The 16,681-nt window shown below is 73.2% G+C and carries 19 protein-coding genes; 10 read left to right on the forward strand and 9 right to left on the reverse strand.

Annotated features, from left to right (window positions below; translation table 11 throughout):
• Positions 1–14: 14 nt before the first annotated feature.
• From AC6JBM_RS02725 to AC6JBM_RS02740, 4 genes are read left to right on the forward strand one after another with little or no spacing between them, the layout of a single operon-like run.
• On the forward strand, positions 15–860 hold the full coding sequence (locus AC6JBM_RS02725; protein ID WP_350616464.1) for an SIS domain-containing protein: 846 nt from the start codon (positions 15–17) through the stop codon (positions 858–860).
• On the forward strand, positions 857–2,347 hold the full coding sequence (locus tag AC6JBM_RS02730; RefSeq protein ID WP_497982025.1) for a xylulokinase: 1,491 nt from the start codon (positions 857–859) through the stop codon (positions 2,345–2,347). Before AC6JBM_RS02725 ends, AC6JBM_RS02730 begins: the two co-directional genes overlap by 4 nt.
• Before the next feature lie 18 nt (positions 2,348–2,365).
• Positions 2,366–3,220 carry a class II fructose-bisphosphate aldolase gene (locus AC6JBM_RS02735; protein ID WP_497982026.1) on the forward strand — a complete coding sequence of 285 codons (855 nt, stop codon included), beginning with the start codon at positions 2,366–2,368 and terminating at the stop codon, positions 3,218–3,220.
• On the forward strand, positions 3,217–4,122 hold the full coding sequence (locus AC6JBM_RS02740) for an NAD(P)-dependent oxidoreductase (protein WP_497982027.1): 906 nt from the start codon (positions 3,217–3,219) through the stop codon (positions 4,120–4,122). Before AC6JBM_RS02735 ends, AC6JBM_RS02740 begins: the two co-directional genes overlap by 4 nt.
• A 16-nt stretch (positions 4,123–4,138) precedes the next feature.
• On the opposite strand, the gene AC6JBM_RS02745 is transcribed toward AC6JBM_RS02740, so the two are convergent.
• On the reverse strand, positions 4,139–4,894 hold the full coding sequence (locus AC6JBM_RS02745; protein ID WP_497982028.1) for an AraC family transcriptional regulator: 756 nt from the start codon (positions 4,892–4,894) through the stop codon (positions 4,139–4,141).
• Positions 4,895–4,949: 55 nt separating this feature from the next.
• Between AC6JBM_RS02745 and AC6JBM_RS02750 the strand changes: the two genes are divergently transcribed.
• Positions 4,950–5,942 carry a zinc-binding dehydrogenase gene (locus tag AC6JBM_RS02750; protein ID WP_497982029.1) on the forward strand — a complete coding sequence of 331 codons (993 nt, stop codon included), beginning with the start codon at positions 4,950–4,952 and terminating at the stop codon, positions 5,940–5,942.
• A 30-nt stretch (positions 5,943–5,972) separates the two neighbouring features.
• On the opposite strand, the gene AC6JBM_RS02755 is transcribed toward AC6JBM_RS02750, so the two are convergent.
• Entirely contained in the window at positions 5,973–6,602 is a 630-nt protein-coding gene (locus tag AC6JBM_RS02755; protein WP_497982030.1) for a DUF4360 domain-containing protein, read from the reverse strand.
• A gap of 183 nt (positions 6,603–6,785) precedes the next feature.
• Here AC6JBM_RS02755 and AC6JBM_RS02760 point away from each other — a divergent pair, with 183 nt between their 5' ends.
• Positions 6,786–7,175 carry a nuclear transport factor 2 family protein gene (locus tag AC6JBM_RS02760; RefSeq protein WP_497982031.1) on the forward strand — a complete coding sequence of 130 codons (390 nt, stop codon included), beginning with the start codon at positions 6,786–6,788 and terminating at the stop codon, positions 7,173–7,175.
• A gap of 105 nt (positions 7,176–7,280) precedes the next feature.
• Positions 7,281–7,898 (forward strand): LLM class flavin-dependent oxidoreductase, encoded by a 618-nt coding sequence (locus tag AC6JBM_RS02765; RefSeq protein ID WP_497986403.1) that lies wholly within the window; start codon positions 7,281–7,283, stop codon positions 7,896–7,898.
• Positions 7,899–7,952: 54 nt separating this feature from the next.
• Here AC6JBM_RS02765 and AC6JBM_RS02770 read toward each other — a convergent pair whose 3' ends face one another.
• The 3 genes from AC6JBM_RS02770 to AC6JBM_RS02780 form a co-directional block, all read right to left on the reverse strand.
• The gene (locus AC6JBM_RS02770) at positions 7,953–9,398 is read right to left on the reverse strand and encodes an RICIN domain-containing protein (RefSeq protein ID WP_497982032.1); all 1,446 of its coding nucleotides are present in this window, start codon (positions 9,396–9,398) and stop codon (positions 7,953–7,955) included.
• 90 nt (positions 9,399–9,488) lie between these two features.
• The gene (locus tag AC6JBM_RS02775) at positions 9,489–10,586 is read right to left on the reverse strand and encodes a LacI family DNA-binding transcriptional regulator (RefSeq protein WP_497982033.1); all 1,098 of its coding nucleotides are present in this window, start codon (positions 10,584–10,586) and stop codon (positions 9,489–9,491) included.
• A 35-nt stretch (positions 10,587–10,621) separates the two neighbouring features.
• Entirely contained in the window at positions 10,622–11,077 is a 456-nt protein-coding gene (locus tag AC6JBM_RS02780; RefSeq protein WP_497982034.1) for an SRPBCC family protein, read from the reverse strand.
• A gap of 146 nt (positions 11,078–11,223) precedes the next feature.
• On the opposite strand from AC6JBM_RS02780, the gene AC6JBM_RS02785 reads away from it, so the two are divergent.
• Positions 11,224–12,174 (forward strand): hypothetical protein, encoded by a 951-nt coding sequence (locus tag AC6JBM_RS02785; protein WP_497982035.1) that lies wholly within the window; start codon positions 11,224–11,226, stop codon positions 12,172–12,174.
• A gap of 1,325 nt (positions 12,175–13,499) precedes the next feature.
• Positions 13,500–13,742 (forward strand): BldC family transcriptional regulator, encoded by a 243-nt coding sequence (locus AC6JBM_RS02790; protein ID WP_497986404.1) that lies wholly within the window; start codon positions 13,500–13,502, stop codon positions 13,740–13,742.
• Positions 13,743–13,753: 11 nt separating this feature from the next.
• Here the strand turns inward: AC6JBM_RS02790 and AC6JBM_RS02795 are convergent, their stop codons facing one another.
• The 3 genes from AC6JBM_RS02795 to AC6JBM_RS02805 form a co-directional block, all read right to left on the reverse strand.
• Positions 13,754–14,101, reverse strand: coding sequence for a CU044_2847 family protein (locus AC6JBM_RS02795; protein ID WP_497982036.1), 348 nt, complete (start codon positions 14,099–14,101; stop codon positions 13,754–13,756).
• 188 nt (positions 14,102–14,289) lie between these two features.
• Positions 14,290–15,057 carry a S1 family peptidase gene (locus AC6JBM_RS02800; RefSeq protein WP_497982037.1) on the reverse strand — a complete coding sequence of 256 codons (768 nt, stop codon included), beginning with the start codon at positions 15,055–15,057 and terminating at the stop codon, positions 14,290–14,292.
• Positions 15,058–15,140: 83 nt separating this feature from the next.
• Positions 15,141–15,446 carry a hypothetical protein gene (locus AC6JBM_RS02805; RefSeq protein WP_497982038.1) on the reverse strand — a complete coding sequence of 102 codons (306 nt, stop codon included), beginning with the start codon at positions 15,444–15,446 and terminating at the stop codon, positions 15,141–15,143.
• 75 nt (positions 15,447–15,521) lie between these two features.
• On the opposite strand from AC6JBM_RS02805, the gene AC6JBM_RS02810 reads away from it, so the two are divergent.
• Entirely contained in the window at positions 15,522–15,899 is a 378-nt protein-coding gene (locus AC6JBM_RS02810; RefSeq protein WP_497982039.1) for a response regulator transcription factor, read from the forward strand.
• A 10-nt stretch (positions 15,900–15,909) separates the two neighbouring features.
• On the opposite strand, the gene AC6JBM_RS02815 is transcribed toward AC6JBM_RS02810, so the two are convergent.
• Positions 15,910–16,638 (reverse strand): hypothetical protein, encoded by a 729-nt coding sequence (locus AC6JBM_RS02815; RefSeq protein WP_497982040.1) that lies wholly within the window; start codon positions 16,636–16,638, stop codon positions 15,910–15,912.
• Positions 16,639–16,681 lie beyond the last annotated feature (43 nt).

Raw genomic sequence — 16,681 nt, forward strand, 5'->3', positions numbered from 1 at the left:
CCATGGGTGGACCCGTGCTGGAACGCATCAGCCGCAGCCTCGACCAGCTGCGCCGCTCCGAGCGCAAGGTCGCCGACGTCGTGCTGGCCGACCCGCGCCGCGTGGTGCCGATGACCCTGGCCGAGCTGGCCGAGCTGGCGGAGGTCAGCCAGCCCACGATCGTGCGCTTCGCCAACGCGATCGGCTGCGACGGGTTCCACGACTTCCGCATCCAGCTCGCGCAGAGCGTCGCGCTCGGCGTGCCCGCGACCCAGTCGGTCATCGAGGCCCAGGACGACACCGCCACCACCGTCGGCAAGATCTTCGACTTCTCCATCACCTCGCTCGACCACGTGCGCCGCCACCTCGACCTCGACGCGATCGCGCGGGCCGTGGACACCCTCGCGTCCTGCTCGCACATCGTGTTCATCGGGCTCGGCGCGTCCGGGATCGTGGCCATGGACGCCGAGCAGAAGTTCCCGCTCTTCGGCGTGCCGTGCTCGGCCCCGATCGACACGCACCAGCAGTTCCTGGCCGCCTCGACCAGCCGGCCCGGCACCGCGTTCGTGGCCATCTCCAACACCGGGCGCACCGTGTCCATCCTCGACACCGTGCGCGTCGCGCGGGAGCGGGGCGCCACCGTCATCGGCATCACCGGCGGCCCGTCCCCGCTGGCCGAGCTGTCCAACATCGCGCTCGTGGTCGAGTCGCTGGACAACACCGACGTCTACACGCCGACCATCTCGCGCCTGGCCCAGCTCGTGGTCGTCGACACGCTGGCCACCATGGTGCTGCTGCGCCGCGAGGAGCCGGCCCTGGAGGACATCCGCACCATGAAGTCGCGGCTGTCCCGGATGCGATCGGGGATGCCGCGCTCATGACCGACGTCGTGCTCGCCTTCGACCTGGGCACCGGCGGCTGCAAGGCCGCCCTCGTCGACGCCGCCGCGCGCGTGCGCGCCACCGCGTTCGTCGCCTACCCGACCGCCTACCCGGCCCCGGGCCTGCACGAGCAGCGCCCCGCGGACTGGTGGGACGCCCTCGCCGCGGCGACCCGCGAGCTGCCGCTGGACGAGCACCGGGTCCGGGCCGTCTCGCTCTCCGGGCACAGCCTGGCGATGGTGCCGGTCGACGCCGGCGGCGCGCTGCTGCTCGAGTCCGTGCCGATCTGGTCGGACGTGCGGGGCAGCGAGGCCGCGCGGCAGGCGTTCCGGCACATTCCCGAGCGGGACTGGTACCGCGCCACCGGCAACGGCTTCCCGGCCGGCATGTACACCGTGTTCAAGGCGGCCGGGCTGCGCGAGGAGCCCCGGGTCGCCCGCATCCTCGGCAGCAAGGACTGGATCAACGCCCGGCTCACCGGCGTCGAGGCGACGGATCCCAGCTACGCCTCGGGATCCGGCGCCTACGACCTGCTCGCCCGCGCGCTGCGGCCGGACGTGTTCGAGACCCTCGGCGTGCCCGTGCGCTGGTGGCCCCGGATCGTCGCGTCGAGCGCGGTCATCGGCGAGGTGACCCCGGCCGCGGCGGACCGGACCGGCATCCCGGCCGGCGTCCCCGTCGTGGCCGGCGGCGTCGACAACTCCTGCATGGCCCTGGGCGCCGGCCTGGACCGCCCCGGCGCCGCGTACCTCTCGCTCGGCTCGTCCAACTGGGTCACCGTCGCCGGCGCCGAGCCGGTCCTCGACGACGTGCGGCGCCCGTTCGTCTTCGACCACGTGCTGCCGGGCCTCTACGTGTCGGCCCTGTCCACCTTCGGCGGCGGCAGCAGCCTCACCTGGCTGGCCGGCCTGCTCGGGCGCGACGGCGACCTCGACGCGCTGCTGGCCGAGGCGGCCGCGATCCCCGCCGGCGCCGGCGGGCTCACGTGCGTGCCGACGCTTGCCGGCGGTACCGTCGCGGAAGGCGGCCCCGGCGTGCGCGGCGCGTTCCTCGGGCTCGACCTCGCCCACACCCACGGCCATCTCGCGCGCGCGGTGGTGGAGGGCATCGGCTTCAGCCTCGCCGACGCCGCCGCGACCATGCTGCCCGGGCCGTCCCGCGCGCCGATCACCGCGGTCGGCGGCGGGGCCCGCGGCACCCTCATGCTCCAGGTCCTCGCCGACCTGCTCGAGCGGCCCGTCACCCGCCCCGCCGACGCCCAGCACTGCGCGGCCCTCGGCGCGGCGGCCCTGGGCTGGCTCGGCATCGGCGCCTGGGATTCCACCGAACCCTTGCACACCAATGAACCCTTGCACACCAACGAACCCTTGCACAGCAACGGTTCCGGCGCCGAGACGGTGTCACCCGGAGCCGGCGGCTACGCCCTTGCCCGGGCCCGCTTCCACGCCGCCCGAGCGGCCGTGCGAGCCCAGTCCGAAGTCACATAACGCTCTTGGAGTTCCCCCGTGCCCCTCGCTGACCCACGCCCCATCCTCGCCGCCGCCCGCACCAGCGGGTACGGTGTCGGCGCCTTCAACACCACCCTGCTCGAGCACGGCGAGGCCCTCGTCGCCGGCGCCGAGGCGGCCCAGGCGCCGCTCATCATGCAGATCAGCGAGAACGCGGTCCGCTACCACGGCTCCCTGCGCCCCCTGACCCGGGCCTGCCTGGCCCTCGCCGAGGCCGCGACGGTCCCGGTGGTCCTGCACCTCGACCACGCCGAGGACGTCGAGCTGGTCCGCGAGGCCGTCCGCCTCGGCTTCACCTCCGTCATGTACGACGGGTCCAAGCTCGACGACGCGCGCAACCGCGCCGTCACGCGCGAGGTCGTCGCCTTCTGCCACGCCGCCGGGGTCGCCGTCGAGGCCGAGCTGGGCGAGGTCGGCGGCAAGGACGGCGTGCACGCGCCCGGCGTGCGCACCGACCCCGGCGACGCCGAGCGCTTCGTCGCCGACACCGGCGTCGACTCCCTGGCGGTGGCCGTCGGCACCTCGCACGCCATGGCCACCCGCGACGCCGTCGTCGACCTGGAGCTGGTCGCGGCGATCGCGGCCCGGGTCGCCGTACCGCTCGTGCTGCACGGCTCCTCCGGCGTCGACGACGCGACCCTGGCCCGCGCGGTGACCTCCGGCATGACGAAGGTCAACATCGCCACCCACCTGAACAAGTGCTTCACGGCCGTGGTGCGCGACCGCCTGGAGTCGGACCCGTCGGTCATGGACGCGCGCAAGTACGTGGCGCCGGCCCGCGACGCCATGGCCGGCGAGGTCGCCCGCCTGATCCGCGTGCTCAACCCGCTGGCGCTGGGCGTGGCGGCATGAGGATCCTGGTCACGCCGCGCAGCATGTCGGCGGCCGGCTCGCCCGCGCTGGACCGGCTCACCGCCGCCGGCTACGAGATCGTCACGCCGGCCCCGGGCCGCCAGCCCACCACCGAGGAGCTGCTGGACGCGGTGCCCGGCGTCGTCGGCTGGGTCGCGGGCGTCGAGCCCATCGGCGCCGACGTCCTGGCCCGCGCCGACCGCCTGCGGGTCATCAGCCGCAACGGCGCCGGCAGCGACGCGATCGACGCGCGCGCGGCCGCCGACCGGGGCGTCCTCGTCCTCACCGCGCGCGGCGCCAACGCCCAGGGCGTGGCCGAGCTGGCCCTGGCCCTCACCCTGATGGGGCTGCGCGGCCTGCCCGAGGCCGCGGACGCCCTGCGCTCGGGCACCTGGCGGCGCAGCACGGGCCGGGAGGCGGCCGGCCGCACGCTCGGCATCGTCGGCTACGGCGCCATCGGGCGCCGGCTCGCCGGCCTGGCCCGCGGCCTGGAGATGACGGTCGTGGCCCATGACCCGTTCGTGACGGCGGCGGACGTACCACTGCTGCCCCTCGGCGATCTCCTGCGCACGAGCGAGGTCGTCTCCCTGCACGTGCCCCCGTCCCCGGACGGACCCCTGCTGGGCGCCCCGGAGCTGGCGCTGCTGCGCGATGACGTGGTCCTGCTGAACACGGCCCGCTCGACGCTGGTCGACGAGGCCGCGCTGCTGGCCGAGCTGCGGTCGGGGCGGATCGCGTTCTACTCGGTGGACGCCTTCGACCGCGAGCCGCCGGCCCCCTCCGAGCTGCTGCGCGAGGCCCGCGTCCTGCCGACCCCGCACCTCGGCGCGGCCACGGCGGAGAGCTCCCGCCGCGCGGCCGAGGCCGCGGTGGACAACCTGCTGGCCGCGCTGGCCGCGTGAGCGGCTCCGTAGCCGCTCAGCCCGCCGGGTGTTGGCGATGGCGGCCGGGCGTGGTGCCGACGATCGCGGTGAAGGCGGCGATGAAGCCGCTCGGGTTCGCCCACCCGCACGCGTGGGCGACCCGCGTCGTGTCGTGGCCCTCGGCGAGCAGCACGAGGGCGTGCCCGATACGCAGCTGGGTGCGCCACTCGTAGAACGTCATGCCGAGCTCGTCGTGGAACAGGCGGCTGAGCGTGCGGGAGCCCGCTCCGACCTGCCGGCCGAGTTCGGCCAGCGAGCTGGCGTCCGCGGGGTCCTCGTCCAGGATGCGAGCCACGGCCCGCAGCCGGTCGTCGCGCGGCTCGGGCAGGCGCAGCGGCTGCTCGGGGGCCGCGCGGAGCTCGTCGGCCAGGACCCGGTGCAGGCGGGCGCGGGGGCCGCGGTCGAGGTGCCGCGGGCCGGTGAGGGTCAGCAGGACCTCGCGGGCGAGGCCGGAGGCGAGGAACACCGCCGGGTGCGCGGGGACCAGCCGGGCGAGCGGGGCCGGCAGGAACACGATCCGCATGTCGGTCTCGCCGTGGGCCCGGTGGTGGTGCGTGGACCCGGCCGGGATCCAGGCGATCCGGTTGGCCGGGACGATCAGCGTGCCGCGTTCGGTGTGCACGGACAGGACGCCGCCGGCCGCGTACAGCAGGTGCCCGCGGGGATGGGTGTGGGCCGGGCTGGTCCCGCCCGACGGCCACAGGTGCACGCCCCCGGACGGCCAGATCCGGGATTGGCGGGCTAGGGGCATGGATTGGCATTCTACCGGTGGGCGGCCGCCCGGCCCCGGGACGATCGTTCAGGGCATGAAGACGACGATGCGGGCGGCGGTCTGTGTGCGGGCCGGCGGCCCCGAGGTGCTGGAGATCCGGGAGCTGCCGGTGCCGGCGGTGCGGCCGGGCTGGAGCCTGGTCCGGGTGATGGGCGCGGGCCTGAACCGTTCGGAGCTGCGGACCCGCCAGGGGCACTCCCCGGGCGTGCGGTTCCCGCGGGTGCTGGGGATCGAGTGCGTGGGCGTCGTGGCCGCCTCGGCCGATCCCGCGCTGCCGGAGGGCACGACGGTCGCGGCGGTGATGGGGGAGATGGGCCGGCGGTTCGACGGCGGCTATGCCGAGTACGCGCTGCTGCCCGACGCGCTGCTCATGCCGGTGACCACCACGCTGCCGTGGGAGGTGCTGGCCGCGCTGCCGGAGACGTACCTGACCGCGCAGGGCGCCCTCGACGCGCTGGGCGTCCGGCCCGGCGAGCGGCTGCTGATCCGCGGCGGGACGTCGTCGGTGGGCCTGGCCGCCGCGTCGATCGCGCACGGCCACGGCGTCGAGGTCGCGGCCACGACCCGCCGGCCCGGCAAGGCGGGCGCGCTGAGCGCGGCCGGCGTCGACCACGTGCTGCTCGACGACGGCGGCCCGCTGCGCACGCCGTGGGGCGAGGGGCCGAGCCACGTGCTGGACCTCGTCGGGGCGAGCACGGTCGCCGGCTCGCTGCGCCTGGTCCGCCGCGGCGGGACCGTGTGCGTGGCGGGCTCCCTCAGCGGATGGCTGATCGAGGGCTTCGAGCCGATCGCGATGATCCCCTCCGGCACCCGGCTCACGGCGTTCCACAGCGACGACGCCAAGGGCGGCGCGGGCGCGGCCGTGCTCGGGCGGATCGTCCGCAACGTCGAGGCCGGCGTCTACCGGCCGAACGTCGACCGGGTCTTCGGCCTCGACGACGTCGCCGCGGCCCACCGGTACATGGAGGAGAACCGGGCCGCCGGCAAGGTGGTCATGCTGCCGGGCGGCCACGGCACCCGGGCGTGACCCGTCCGGATGCCGTGGCCGCCGCGGGTGTTACGGGCAGCGCTTCCAGGCCAGCTGGTACACGGTGCTGAAGCTGGCGTCCGTCGAGTCCATGCTCATGAAGCTCGTGGTCGTCCTGGGGTTGGAGCGGCCGGCGTTGACCCGCAGCTCGGTGTTGATGTTGAGGTTGCGCTGCTGGCCGCAGGGCTCGAAGACCAGGGCGGTCACCCCGACGACGTCCTTGGTCTGCCAGTTGTCGTCCATCGGGCCGTTGAAGGGGTGGCTGGCCCGCGCGGTCTGCGCGTTGCCCTGGAAGTAGTAGCTCGCCACCGCCGTGCCGGTCGCGCCGCGCTCGAGGTGGGCGTAGCCGCGGTAGTCGGCCTCCGCGATGGCGTACGTGAATCCCTGCGGGATGTGCACGTCGAGGGCGAGCTGGCAGTTCTTGCGGAAGTCGGTGGGCTTGGTCCCGGCTCCGACCTGGGCCATGTACTGACTGTAGGTGACCGTGAAGGCCTTCTTGTCGGGCGAGACGGCGACCGCGGCGCTGCCGTCCGGGCAGCCGGAGCCGTTGGCGGTGACCACGCTGATGCTGACCTCGTTCGGCGGTGGCGGCGTCGCGGCCGCGGCGGGCGCGGTGAGCGAGGACAGGAGCATGGCACCGGCGGTGACGGCGTGGAACATGAAACCCCCCGAAGATCCAAGCGCACTGAGTGCGTTGTCACCGTCACTCTATGGAGTCAGGGTGGCGAGGGTCGCGGGTCCGGCCTGGCCGCTCAGGTCGTTGTCGGGCGCTGCTCGACGGATCGCCCCCTCGTCCGTTCGGTCAGGGGCGTCCGGGCGAAGGGCCGGGTCTATGCTCGGCGCGTGATCAGCTTCCGGAGCGCGGTCGAGGCGCGCGACGCCGAGGCCATCGCCGCGACGCTGGCCGCCGGCGTGGTCTTCCACAGCCCCGTGGCCTTCCGGCCCTACGAGGGCAAGCCGATGGTCGCGGCGATCCTGCGCGGCGTGCTGCGCGTCTTCGAGGACTTCCGCTACGTCCGGGAGCTCGGCGGCGAGGGCGACCGGGACCACGCGCTCGTCTTCGAGGCCAGGATCGGCGACGTGGCCGTCGAGGGCTGCGACTTCCTGTACCTGGACGAGGACGGCCTGATCGACGACTTCACCGTCATGGTCCGCCCGCTGTCGGCCGCGCAGGCGCTGGCGGCCGCGATGGCCGCGCAGTTCGACCAGATCAAGCGCGAGGCCGGCGCCTAGGACAGGGCCTGAGCCGCGGCTCCTGCGGCGCGAGCCCCAGCGGCGCGGCCGCCGCTGACGGGATGGGGCCGCGCGGGGCGCCGTGGTTGGATCAAGCATGGAACGCTGTTCGACGAGAAGATCCGGCTGCTGCTGCGGCTCACCCGTGAGGAGCGCCCCACGCACAACGGCGAGGCCGTCGCGCCCCGCGCGCTGCAGGAGCCGCTGCCGGTGTGGATCGGGGTCGGCGGGACGCCGCAGTCGGCGGTGCGGGCGGGCGTGCTCGGCGCGCCGATGTTCCTCGCGCTGTTCACCGGGCCGGACCCCGCCGCCCGGCTCGTCGAGCTCTACCGCCGCGCCGCCGGGCAGGCCGGTCACGACCCGGCGGCCCTGCGGGTGGGCAGCGGGGGGCACATGTTCATCGGGCGCCGCTCGCAGGACGCGAAGGAGGCGTTCTTCCCGTACTACTCCCGGTACTTCAGGTTCCACCCGCGGATGAGCGACGGGATGCCGCGGGAGGTGTACGACGCCTGGCTCGCCGACGGGCTGGTCGTCGGCAGCCCGCAGGAGGTCGTCGACCGGATCATGCGGCACCACGAGGTGCTGGGCAGCACGCGGTACGTCGGGCAGTTCGACGTCGGCGGCATGCCCGACGGCATGGTGCGCGAGAGCCTGGAGCTGTTCGCCACCGAGGTCGCCCCCGTGATCCGCCGCGAGACGGCGACGACCCGCCCGGCCCCGTGACGAGGGCATCGGCCGCCCCGCCGCGATGACGGGGCGGCCGCGGCCCGGGGCGGCTCACACGGCGGTGCGCGACCAGAGCTGGTTGTTGCCGCCGTTGCACGTGTACTGCGAGATGTCCACCCCGTCGCCGGTGCCCGAGCCGACGACGTCGAGGCACTTGCCGCTGTGCCGCGCGACGAGCTGGAAGGAGGCGCCGCTGGCCTGCCACTTCCACTGCTGGTTGGTGCTGCCGCTCGTGCAGGTGTACTGGATGACGTTCGCCCCGTCGGCGCTCGACGCGCTCGCGACGTCCAGGCACTTGCCGCTGTAGGCGTTCACGACGCGGACGTAGCCGCCGCCGGCGTCCTCGAAGGCCCACTGCTGGTTGCCGCCGCCGTTGCTCGCGTACTGCTTGACCTCCGCGCTGTTCGCGATCGAGGAGCCCACGACGTCCATCACCTTGCCGCTGTTGCGGTTCGCGACGCGGTAGTGGGTCAGGGCCGTGTTCGCGCCGCCGTCGAGGCCCCACGAGGAGCGCAGCTGGTCGCGGCCGGAGGCGCTCGTGGTCGACAGGCTCAGGCTGCTGCCGCTGCCGGAGATCTCTTGCAAGCGGTAGGGATCGGCGATGCGCACGCCGGGCCAGTAGACGGTGCCGAGGCCCTCGGCGCGCGCCTCGGCCGCCGTCCCGCGGATGAAGGCCACGAAACTGTCCGAAGTGGATGGTGTGTCGTAGTTGCGGCCGTCGGTCATCGGGGCGCCGAACTCGGTGATGAGGGTGCGCGAGGCGTAGGCGCCGACGCTCGTGCGCAGGCTCTCCCGCCACGAGTCCTCGGTGAGGCGCCCGGTGTCGAAGAACTGGTAGGTGTGCCGGGAGATCAGCGTGCCGGAGAAGCGGCTGTCGTCCCCGATCGTCGTGATCCGCTGGTTGTACCCCGCCCCGCTGACGACGATGCGCCCGCGCGGCACCCCGGGGTAGTTCGCCAGCCACTGGGCCGCGAGGTTCTTCCAGTCCGCGTCGCTGTAGCCGTGCGGTTCGTTCATCGGCTCGAAGTACACGTTGGCATTGCCCTGGTATTTGGCGACGATCGTGCCCCACATCGACCAGAACTGGGTGAGGTTGTCGACCAGCCCGTCCCGCGAGTTGTCGGCCTCCCAGTAGCTCAGGATGACCCGCATCCCCTTGCTCGTGGCCTTGTCGACGGCGCCGGTGTAGGAGTTCCAGTAGGCGCCCGACACCGTCGGATAGTTCACCGGCATCCGTACGGTGTTGGCGCCGAGGTTGTTCTGCAAGCCCGTGAGGATCCGGTCCGCCTTCGTCTGCGTGGTCGCGTAGCTGTCGGACGTGCTCAGCCCGCCCAGCACCAGCGTGTCGTTGACGAAGTTGTCCCGCTGGTCGGCCCAGTTGACCCCGCGGAAGTCGCTCGTCGCGGCGTGCGCCGGCGTGGCGGGCGCCGCGAGGGAGCCGGCGGTGAGCAGGGCCGCCGCCAGGGTGGCGGTGAGCGAGCGGCGCCTCGTGTGCATGGGTTCACCCCTTCGTTCCATCGCTGTCGATGTCTGGATGACATCGCAATGGTGCGGGGGCGGCTCGCGCCACGAACCGAACGCAGAAGGTCAGGAACGTTCAGAACCGAACATCCCCGGCCGCCGGACCAGCGACAGCGAGGAGTGCCGCACCACCAGCTCGGGCGCGACCAGCACGCGCTGGGAGGGCCGCCGGTCGCCGTCGAGGAGGCGGGACACCATGAGCTCGACCGCCAGCCGGCCGACGTGGTGCTTCGGCGGGCGCACCGCGGTCAGGGCGGGCTCGGCGAGGTGGGCGGCCTCGTCGTCGTACGACACCAGGGCCAGCTCGTCGGGGACCGCCACCCCGTGCTCGGCGCACCACCGGGCGACCGGCACCGCGTCGGGGTCGCTGTGCACGATCAGCGCGGTGATGCGCGCGCGGCGGCACTCCGCGAGGAGGTCGCGGACCCTGCCGGGCGGCTCGCGGGCGGTGAGCGCGACGACCATCGCGTCGGAGATGTCCAGCTCGGCGCAGGCGGCCCGCCACCCCTGCACCAGGTGCTCGGACGTGGGGCTGTCGCGCGAGAGCACCAGCCCGATGTGCCGGTGGCCCTGCTGGTGCAGGTGGTGCACGGCGATCTCGGCGCCGAGCGCGTGGTCGCTGCGCACCCACTCCAGCTGCCGCGGCGTCGCCGTCCACCGGTGCGGCTGGCGCTCGACGAGGATCGCCGGCACCGGCAGCCGCCCGATCCAGCCGATCATCCCGGCGTCGAGGCTGGGCGCGAGCAGCAGCCCCTCGACCCGCTCGGCCTCGACGAGCCGGCCGATCTGCCGCCGGTCCTCGTCGGGGTCGTAGGAGGAGCCGCGCAGCCGCAGCGCGACCCCGAGCGCCGCGGCGGCCGCCCGCGCCCCGGCCACGATCGGCGGCCAGTAGAAGTCCAGCGACGGCACGACGATGCCGATGGTGAACCGCCGGCCCTTCGACGGCCGGGGCGGGTCGGGGGCCGGGCCCTGGCCGGGCAGCGTGGCCCCGCCGTGCACGCGGGTGACGAGGTTGCGCTCGGCCAGGGCGGCGATGTCGCGGCGGATGGTGAGCTCGCTGACCCCGAGCTCACGCGCCAGCGCGGCGACGCGCACCGATCCGGACCGGCGCAGCTCGCTGAGCAGCCGCTCGTGGCGCTGCACGCCGAACAGCCGATCCGCCATGGTGCCCGTTAACATAGATGGCGGATGATGCCTCGTCAACCGGCGTGTGAGCGCTCCCGCTGGACGAGCTCGGCGAGGCGGTCCAGCGACGCCCGCAGCTTGTCGGCCGTCGTCGCCCGCGCCCGCGCGAGACGGTGCTCGTCGGTGAGGTCGGTCCAGTCGTACGTGTGCGTCACCCGCGTGTTCCCGTCGTCGAGGGGCTCGAGCTCCCACCGCCACAGGTGCCCGGGCTGGGGCCGGCCCGGCTCGCTCGGCCGCCACGCGATGCGGCGCCCCTCGGTGAACTCGACGACGTGGTTCTCCCGCACGCCGCCGGTGGTGAGCGTCGTGGCGAAGACGTCGCCGACGGCCCGGACGCGCTGCCCGGCCGCCGCCTCCCGCAGGTTCTCGTTGCCGTCCCAGCGCGGCTGCTGCGCGGGATCGGCGATGAGCTCGAAGATGACGGCGGCGGGCGCGGCGATGTCACGGCCGGCGGAGACGACTCGGGTCATGCCCTCATCGAAGCACCTGTGCACCGCATCGCGCCGACCGGCCTCCGGACGGAATCAGCCGTGAGTCCAATTGCCATCGCGGACGCGCGGTTGTCACCATTGGCTGATCGGAGGCCACGCTACGCAGCGTCGGAAAGGTCGCCCTGATGAGCCAACGCCGGCATGCGAAGCGAAAGTTCCGATGGCGTGGGCTGGCGGAAGCGTCGACGCTGCGGGATCAGCCCCGTCATGTCGCGGGCGCTCGCTACTGGGCCACACTCGTGCATGACAGACGACTGTTGGGCTGCGGGTTCTTCGTCAGCCGCGGGGAGCTTGTCACGGCGGCGCACTGCCTTCGTGGACTGCCGGTCGGAACTGCCGTCACCGTCGAGTACTCGTCGGGAAGCGCCGTCGGGCACATCGAGCAGATCACGGACGGTGACCTTGCGCTGGTGGTCTTACCGGACGATGTCGAGACAGAGGTCATTGCCCCGATGGCCGTCCGCTGCGACGCCGGTGACCGCTGGTTCGCCCCGTATCGGCCGAAGCCATCCGATCCGCAGCTCGAGGGCACCGTCACCACGAACCTGGTCGACTACGAGTCGTTCAACGGCACGAAGATACGCGCCATACAGCTGCACGTGACGCAAGCGCTCGGTGGCTACGCGGGCTATTCGGGCGGTCCGGTCCAGAAGGTTGACGGCAATATCGGTTCGGCCGCGGAACCCGTTGCCATCGCCGGTGTGCTGCTGGAGCAGTATCCCGAGCGTCATCCGGGTGGACGAGCCAGCAACGTCCTGTTCGCGGCCAGCCTTCTGCACGCCTTTGTCGAGTTCGACCGGTTCCGTTCGCTGAGCCTCGTCCCGGGCCCTCGCTCGTCGCCGACGCACGGTTCCCGGCCTCGCGAAGCGCCACGCCCGAGCTCGCCGCCGTCGATGGTCGGCAACCGTGCGCGCGAGGTCATCGATTCCGTCGAACTGACACTGCGCGCAATCCGCCGGTGGGAGCACGAAAAGCTGATCGACCCCGGAGAGGTGCCCATTCTCCGATCGAGCCTGCTGCGGCAGGTGATTCGTGACGAGGGCGTCGGCGATCGAATCGGCGGGCAGCCCCAGTGACCGTCATGCCCAGCGCGGATCGCCTCGCGGAGATTGTGCTCGCCAGCCGGCGATCGCCGGCCGGGTCGCGCCACGAGGTCGACCGCCTCGTGGCCGGCATCGTGGCAGCAGTGCAGGATCCGCACGCCGTCGCCGACGAGGACGTCCTGTATCTGGCGTTTCTGCTCAGCCACCTCGGCCATCGGACGGCCGGTCGGCGACTGGCCGATGCGCTGATCGCGACACGCTCTCAGGACCTGGACCGGGTCGCGGCTCGCCTGACGAAGTCGCTGATGCTGGTGATGGACGGTGACCTGCCGGCTGCCAAGATGACCCTGCTCGTCGCGCTCCGCGAGACCCCGGCCGGTGACTCGCCATATCGGTACCGCATTCTTGTCAACCTGGCGACGGTGAGTCTTCGGGCCGGACAGGTGGATGAGGCGGCGCGTTGGCTCGGCGAGGCGGCGGAAGCCGCGCAGCCCGGCACGACCCCGGTGGCTGACGCCGTACTGAGCCTCATCCGTCAGGTGATCAATCCCGGCGAGTCGCCGGGCCGTGCTGCGGACCTTCTGGCCGCGCTCGAGATGCCGGGCGGCTGGCCGTCGGCACCGGAGCTGCTCATGCTGTACAGCGCGGCGTCGGCGCTGGAGTGGCATCATGCGCAGGGCGCATCGGATCCGAGCGCCACCTATCGCGCGATGCTGCGGCTGGAACGCGCGGCCCAGCTCTCGACGGCAGCCTTCGGACCGGAGGACCGGGTTTCGATCGCCGCGGTCGGCGGCGCGGCGGTGGCGGAGTTCGAGTACGCCCTAGCCCACGACGATCTCGCCGCCGCCACAGCGGCTTCGGCGCGTCTTGCGTTCGCCGCCGAGGCCGCCGTGCACGCGTTCGGCGACGGCCATCCGCAAGCCGCGGCGATGCGGGTCAACGCGGCGACGGCCGCCTACGATCTCGCCCACCGGTCCGGCGATGTCTCGGAGATGAGCAGCCGGATCGGCGCCGTCCGTATTGCCGCCGCCGCGCTGGAGCGAGCCGCCGGTGTCGAGCACCGGTCGGTCGCGATGGCGCTGGCCAATCTGGCTGCCGCCGAGGTCGACCTCGCGCAGAGGATCGGCAGCCGCCCCCAGGCGGTCGGTGCGCTCGCCGCGGTGAACCACGCGTGGTCGCGGGCCCGATCGGCCTTCGGTGCGGACGATCAAACCACGCTGGCCCTCGGGCGCAGCGCTGAGCGGTGCGCACTGCTCGTCGCTGAGCTGGGGGGACCAGCGCCAGGATCGTCGCAGCCGGCGGATGCGGCCCGTCACCTCTCGGTCGGAGCCACGAATGTCGCAGGTGCCGGCGGCCCACTGGCCGGCCGGGCCGGCGGGGAGTCTTCGCAGAGGCGTCGCCAGCATGACCCGGAACCGCTCCTGACCCCCGCGGAAGTGAGCACGATGTTCAGGGTCGATCCCAAGACGATCACGAGATGGGCCAAGGCGGGCAAGCTGAGTGCCATCCGAACGCTGGGCGGGCACCGCCGATATCGGGAGTCGGAGGTCCGGGCACTGCTGCAGGGACAGATACCGACGATGCGACCTGAGGACCCCTGACGCGGGAGGACCTACACCTCGGCTGCGGGCGCCCGCTTCACGGTGATCTTCACTTCGAGCGATGCCTCGGTCGTCACCTTCGAGAGAATGACGCCGGTCTCGGCGGCCAGCTTGATGCCGAACTTCGCCTCGACGGACTCGACCTGCCACCCGTCCCGCTCCGGCAAGGCGGAGCCGGCACCTTGCACCACGCGGGCCGCCTCCGTGATGGCGCGCTGGATGTCGGCGCTCCGCTCGGACAGCAGTTCGCTCATGCGTCGACGTGAGCCGATCTGCCGATCGCCAGTTCCGTCGATGTCGACGGTCTCGATGCGGACCTCTACGCCGGTTGTTGCGCCGGGCGGAACGTTGATGGACATCGCGCTCCTGATTGGGGAGGACCGGGATTCAGCGCCAGCACTGCCACCGTGGCCGCCGCTCGCCTGGCTGGCAATCCATCGACCGTGGTGTCATGCCGGCCGGATCGGCCGATGTGCGCACGACACGGCGATGTCACGGCCCGTCCGAGCCGTGACATCGCCGCGCGGCCGGTGGACCGGGACGGAGCCTAGCCGCCGAGGGAAGCCGCGGCCGTGGCGATGGCCGATGCGAACGTGCTCACCTCGGTGTAGACGCCGGGGTAGTTGGGCCGCGCGCAGCCGTTGCCCCAGCTGACGATGCCGACCTGGATCCACGCGTTCGACGCGTCGCGGCGGAACATCGGGCCGCCGGAGTCGCCCTGGCAGGTGTCGACGCCGCCGGAGGAGTAGCCGGCGCAGATCTCGTCGCTCGGGATCAGGTCCGGGTAGGAGTTGTCGCACGTCGCATCGGGGACGAAGGGGACGGTGGCCTTGAGCAGGTACCGCTGCTGGGCCCCGCCCTCGGTCGCCGCGCCCCAGCCGACGATGGTGAAGGTGCCGGTGTTGTACGTCGTGTTCGTCGCGATCGGCAGCGTGGCCAGGCCCGTCACCGGCGTGGCGAGCCGGATGAGCGCCCAGTCCTTGCCGTTGCCGTTGTACCCCGGCGCCCGGTACACGTAGTTCGACTTCACCGTGATCCGGCTCGACGACTGCAGGTCGACCGCGCCGAGCGTCGCGGTGATGCTCGTGTTGGTGCCGGTGCGGCTCACGCAGTGCGCGGCGGTGAGCACGAGCCGGGGGCTGTACAGCGCCCCGCCGCAGCCCATCGACAGGCGCACCATGAACGGGAACTCGCCCTGCGCGGCCCGCGTGCCGCCGACGACGGATTCCCGGGGGACGGCCGCCTGCGCGATGCCGGGCACGATGCCGGCGAGCGCGGCGGCCGTCACGACGACAGCCAGAAGCCTTCGAACCATTCGGGTGCCTCCCCAGCGAGTCGAATGTTGGGGAGAACGATATCGATCGATCTAACGGGTCGGGTCATAGCGACTTCCCCATATCAGGCGGCGAGGTCCACCGGGCGGCGGTCGCGGCGCCGGGTGCCGAGCCGGTTGCCCAGCCACACCAGCCCGAGGCCGGCGCCGAAGACGACCGCGTTGACGATCGCGTAGGGCAGCATGTCCACCGCCGTCGCCTTCGCCGGGAATGCCGAGGTGTCGCCGCCCACCCACTCCGCGATCAGGGACGCGGTCTGGAAGGTGAACACGAAGCCGTGCGCCGCCACGTAGGCGATGAACGCGGCCGTGGGCTGCTTGACGAGGAAGCCGATCGGGAACGGCAGGACGAGCATCAGGATGAGTTCCATGCCGATGACGGTGCGCGCGACGGGGGCGCCGGCGCCTCCGGGCGGCCACTGATCCGTGGGCCGGATGGGCATTGCGTGCTGGCACTGATGACCTTCCGGCCCGGGCTCGGTCATGATGAGCCGGTGCCGGTCCTGCTGCCCGTGGTGGCCTACCTGGCCGGCGTGGCCGGGCGGTGGCGCACGGCCGCCCCCGACCTGGCCGTGATCGACGTCCGGATGCCGCCCACGATGACCGACGACGGCGCGCGGGCCGCCCGGGAGCTGAGCGAGCGGGAGCACGAGGTGCTGGCCCTGGTGGCAGAGGGCCACTCGAACGCGGCGATCGCGACGCGGCTTCGGCTCGCCGAGCGCACGGTGGAGAGTCACATGCGCGCGATCTTCCAGAAGCTGCGAATCCCCGACAGCGGCGACCGGCACCGCCGGGTGCTGGCCGGGCTGACCTACCTCAGCTAGCGCGTCGCGCTCACCAGCCGCCGTCGAAGAAGGCGAGCAGGGCCGGCGCCGGGTCGCTCGCGGTGCCCGCGTTCGCGATGACGACCACGAGCGCCGCCAGCGCCGCCAGCGACGTGACCGCGGCGAGCACGCGGGTCGCAGCCGCCGGGCGCGCCCGCCACAGTGCCACCCCGGCGCCGACGAGCCCGATCGCGGCGAGCGCGGCGATGACGGCCATGGCCTCGTGGTACAGCCCGAAGTCCCCGACCATCGCCCGCAGCACCGGGCCGTGCTCGCCGCTCGCGAGCTGCCGGCGCACCCCGCCGAGGGCCTCGGCGAGCGCCGCGTCCGGAGCGGTCTCGGTGAGCATCGGCAGCAGCGACGAGAACGGGGCGACGGCGCCCTGGACGTTGGCCATCACGGTCGCGAGCGCGAGCAGCCCGGCGCCGGCGACGCCGATCGTGGCCCAGCGGTGGCCGGCGGCGAGGAGGCGGCGGCCGAGCAGCACGAGCACGACGAGCAGCAGCGCCGCGAGGGCGCCCTTGACGAGGTGGTACCGGAACCAGTAGTCGACGACCCGCGTGAGCTGCGGGCCGCGCTCGCCGGTGTGCCAGTAGTCGACGAATCCGGCCCGGAGCCGGTCGGCGAGGTTGTCCGGGTCGGCGAGCGCCCGGTCCGACCCGATGGCCGCGACCGGCCCGGGCACGAGGAGGAACGCGGCGGCGAGCACCACGACGAGGGCGATCAGCTTGCGAGGCATGGCACCGAGCCTCGCGGACCGCGCCCGCGACGGCCATGGCGCT

Source organism: Dactylosporangium thailandense (genome assembly GCF_059739745.1).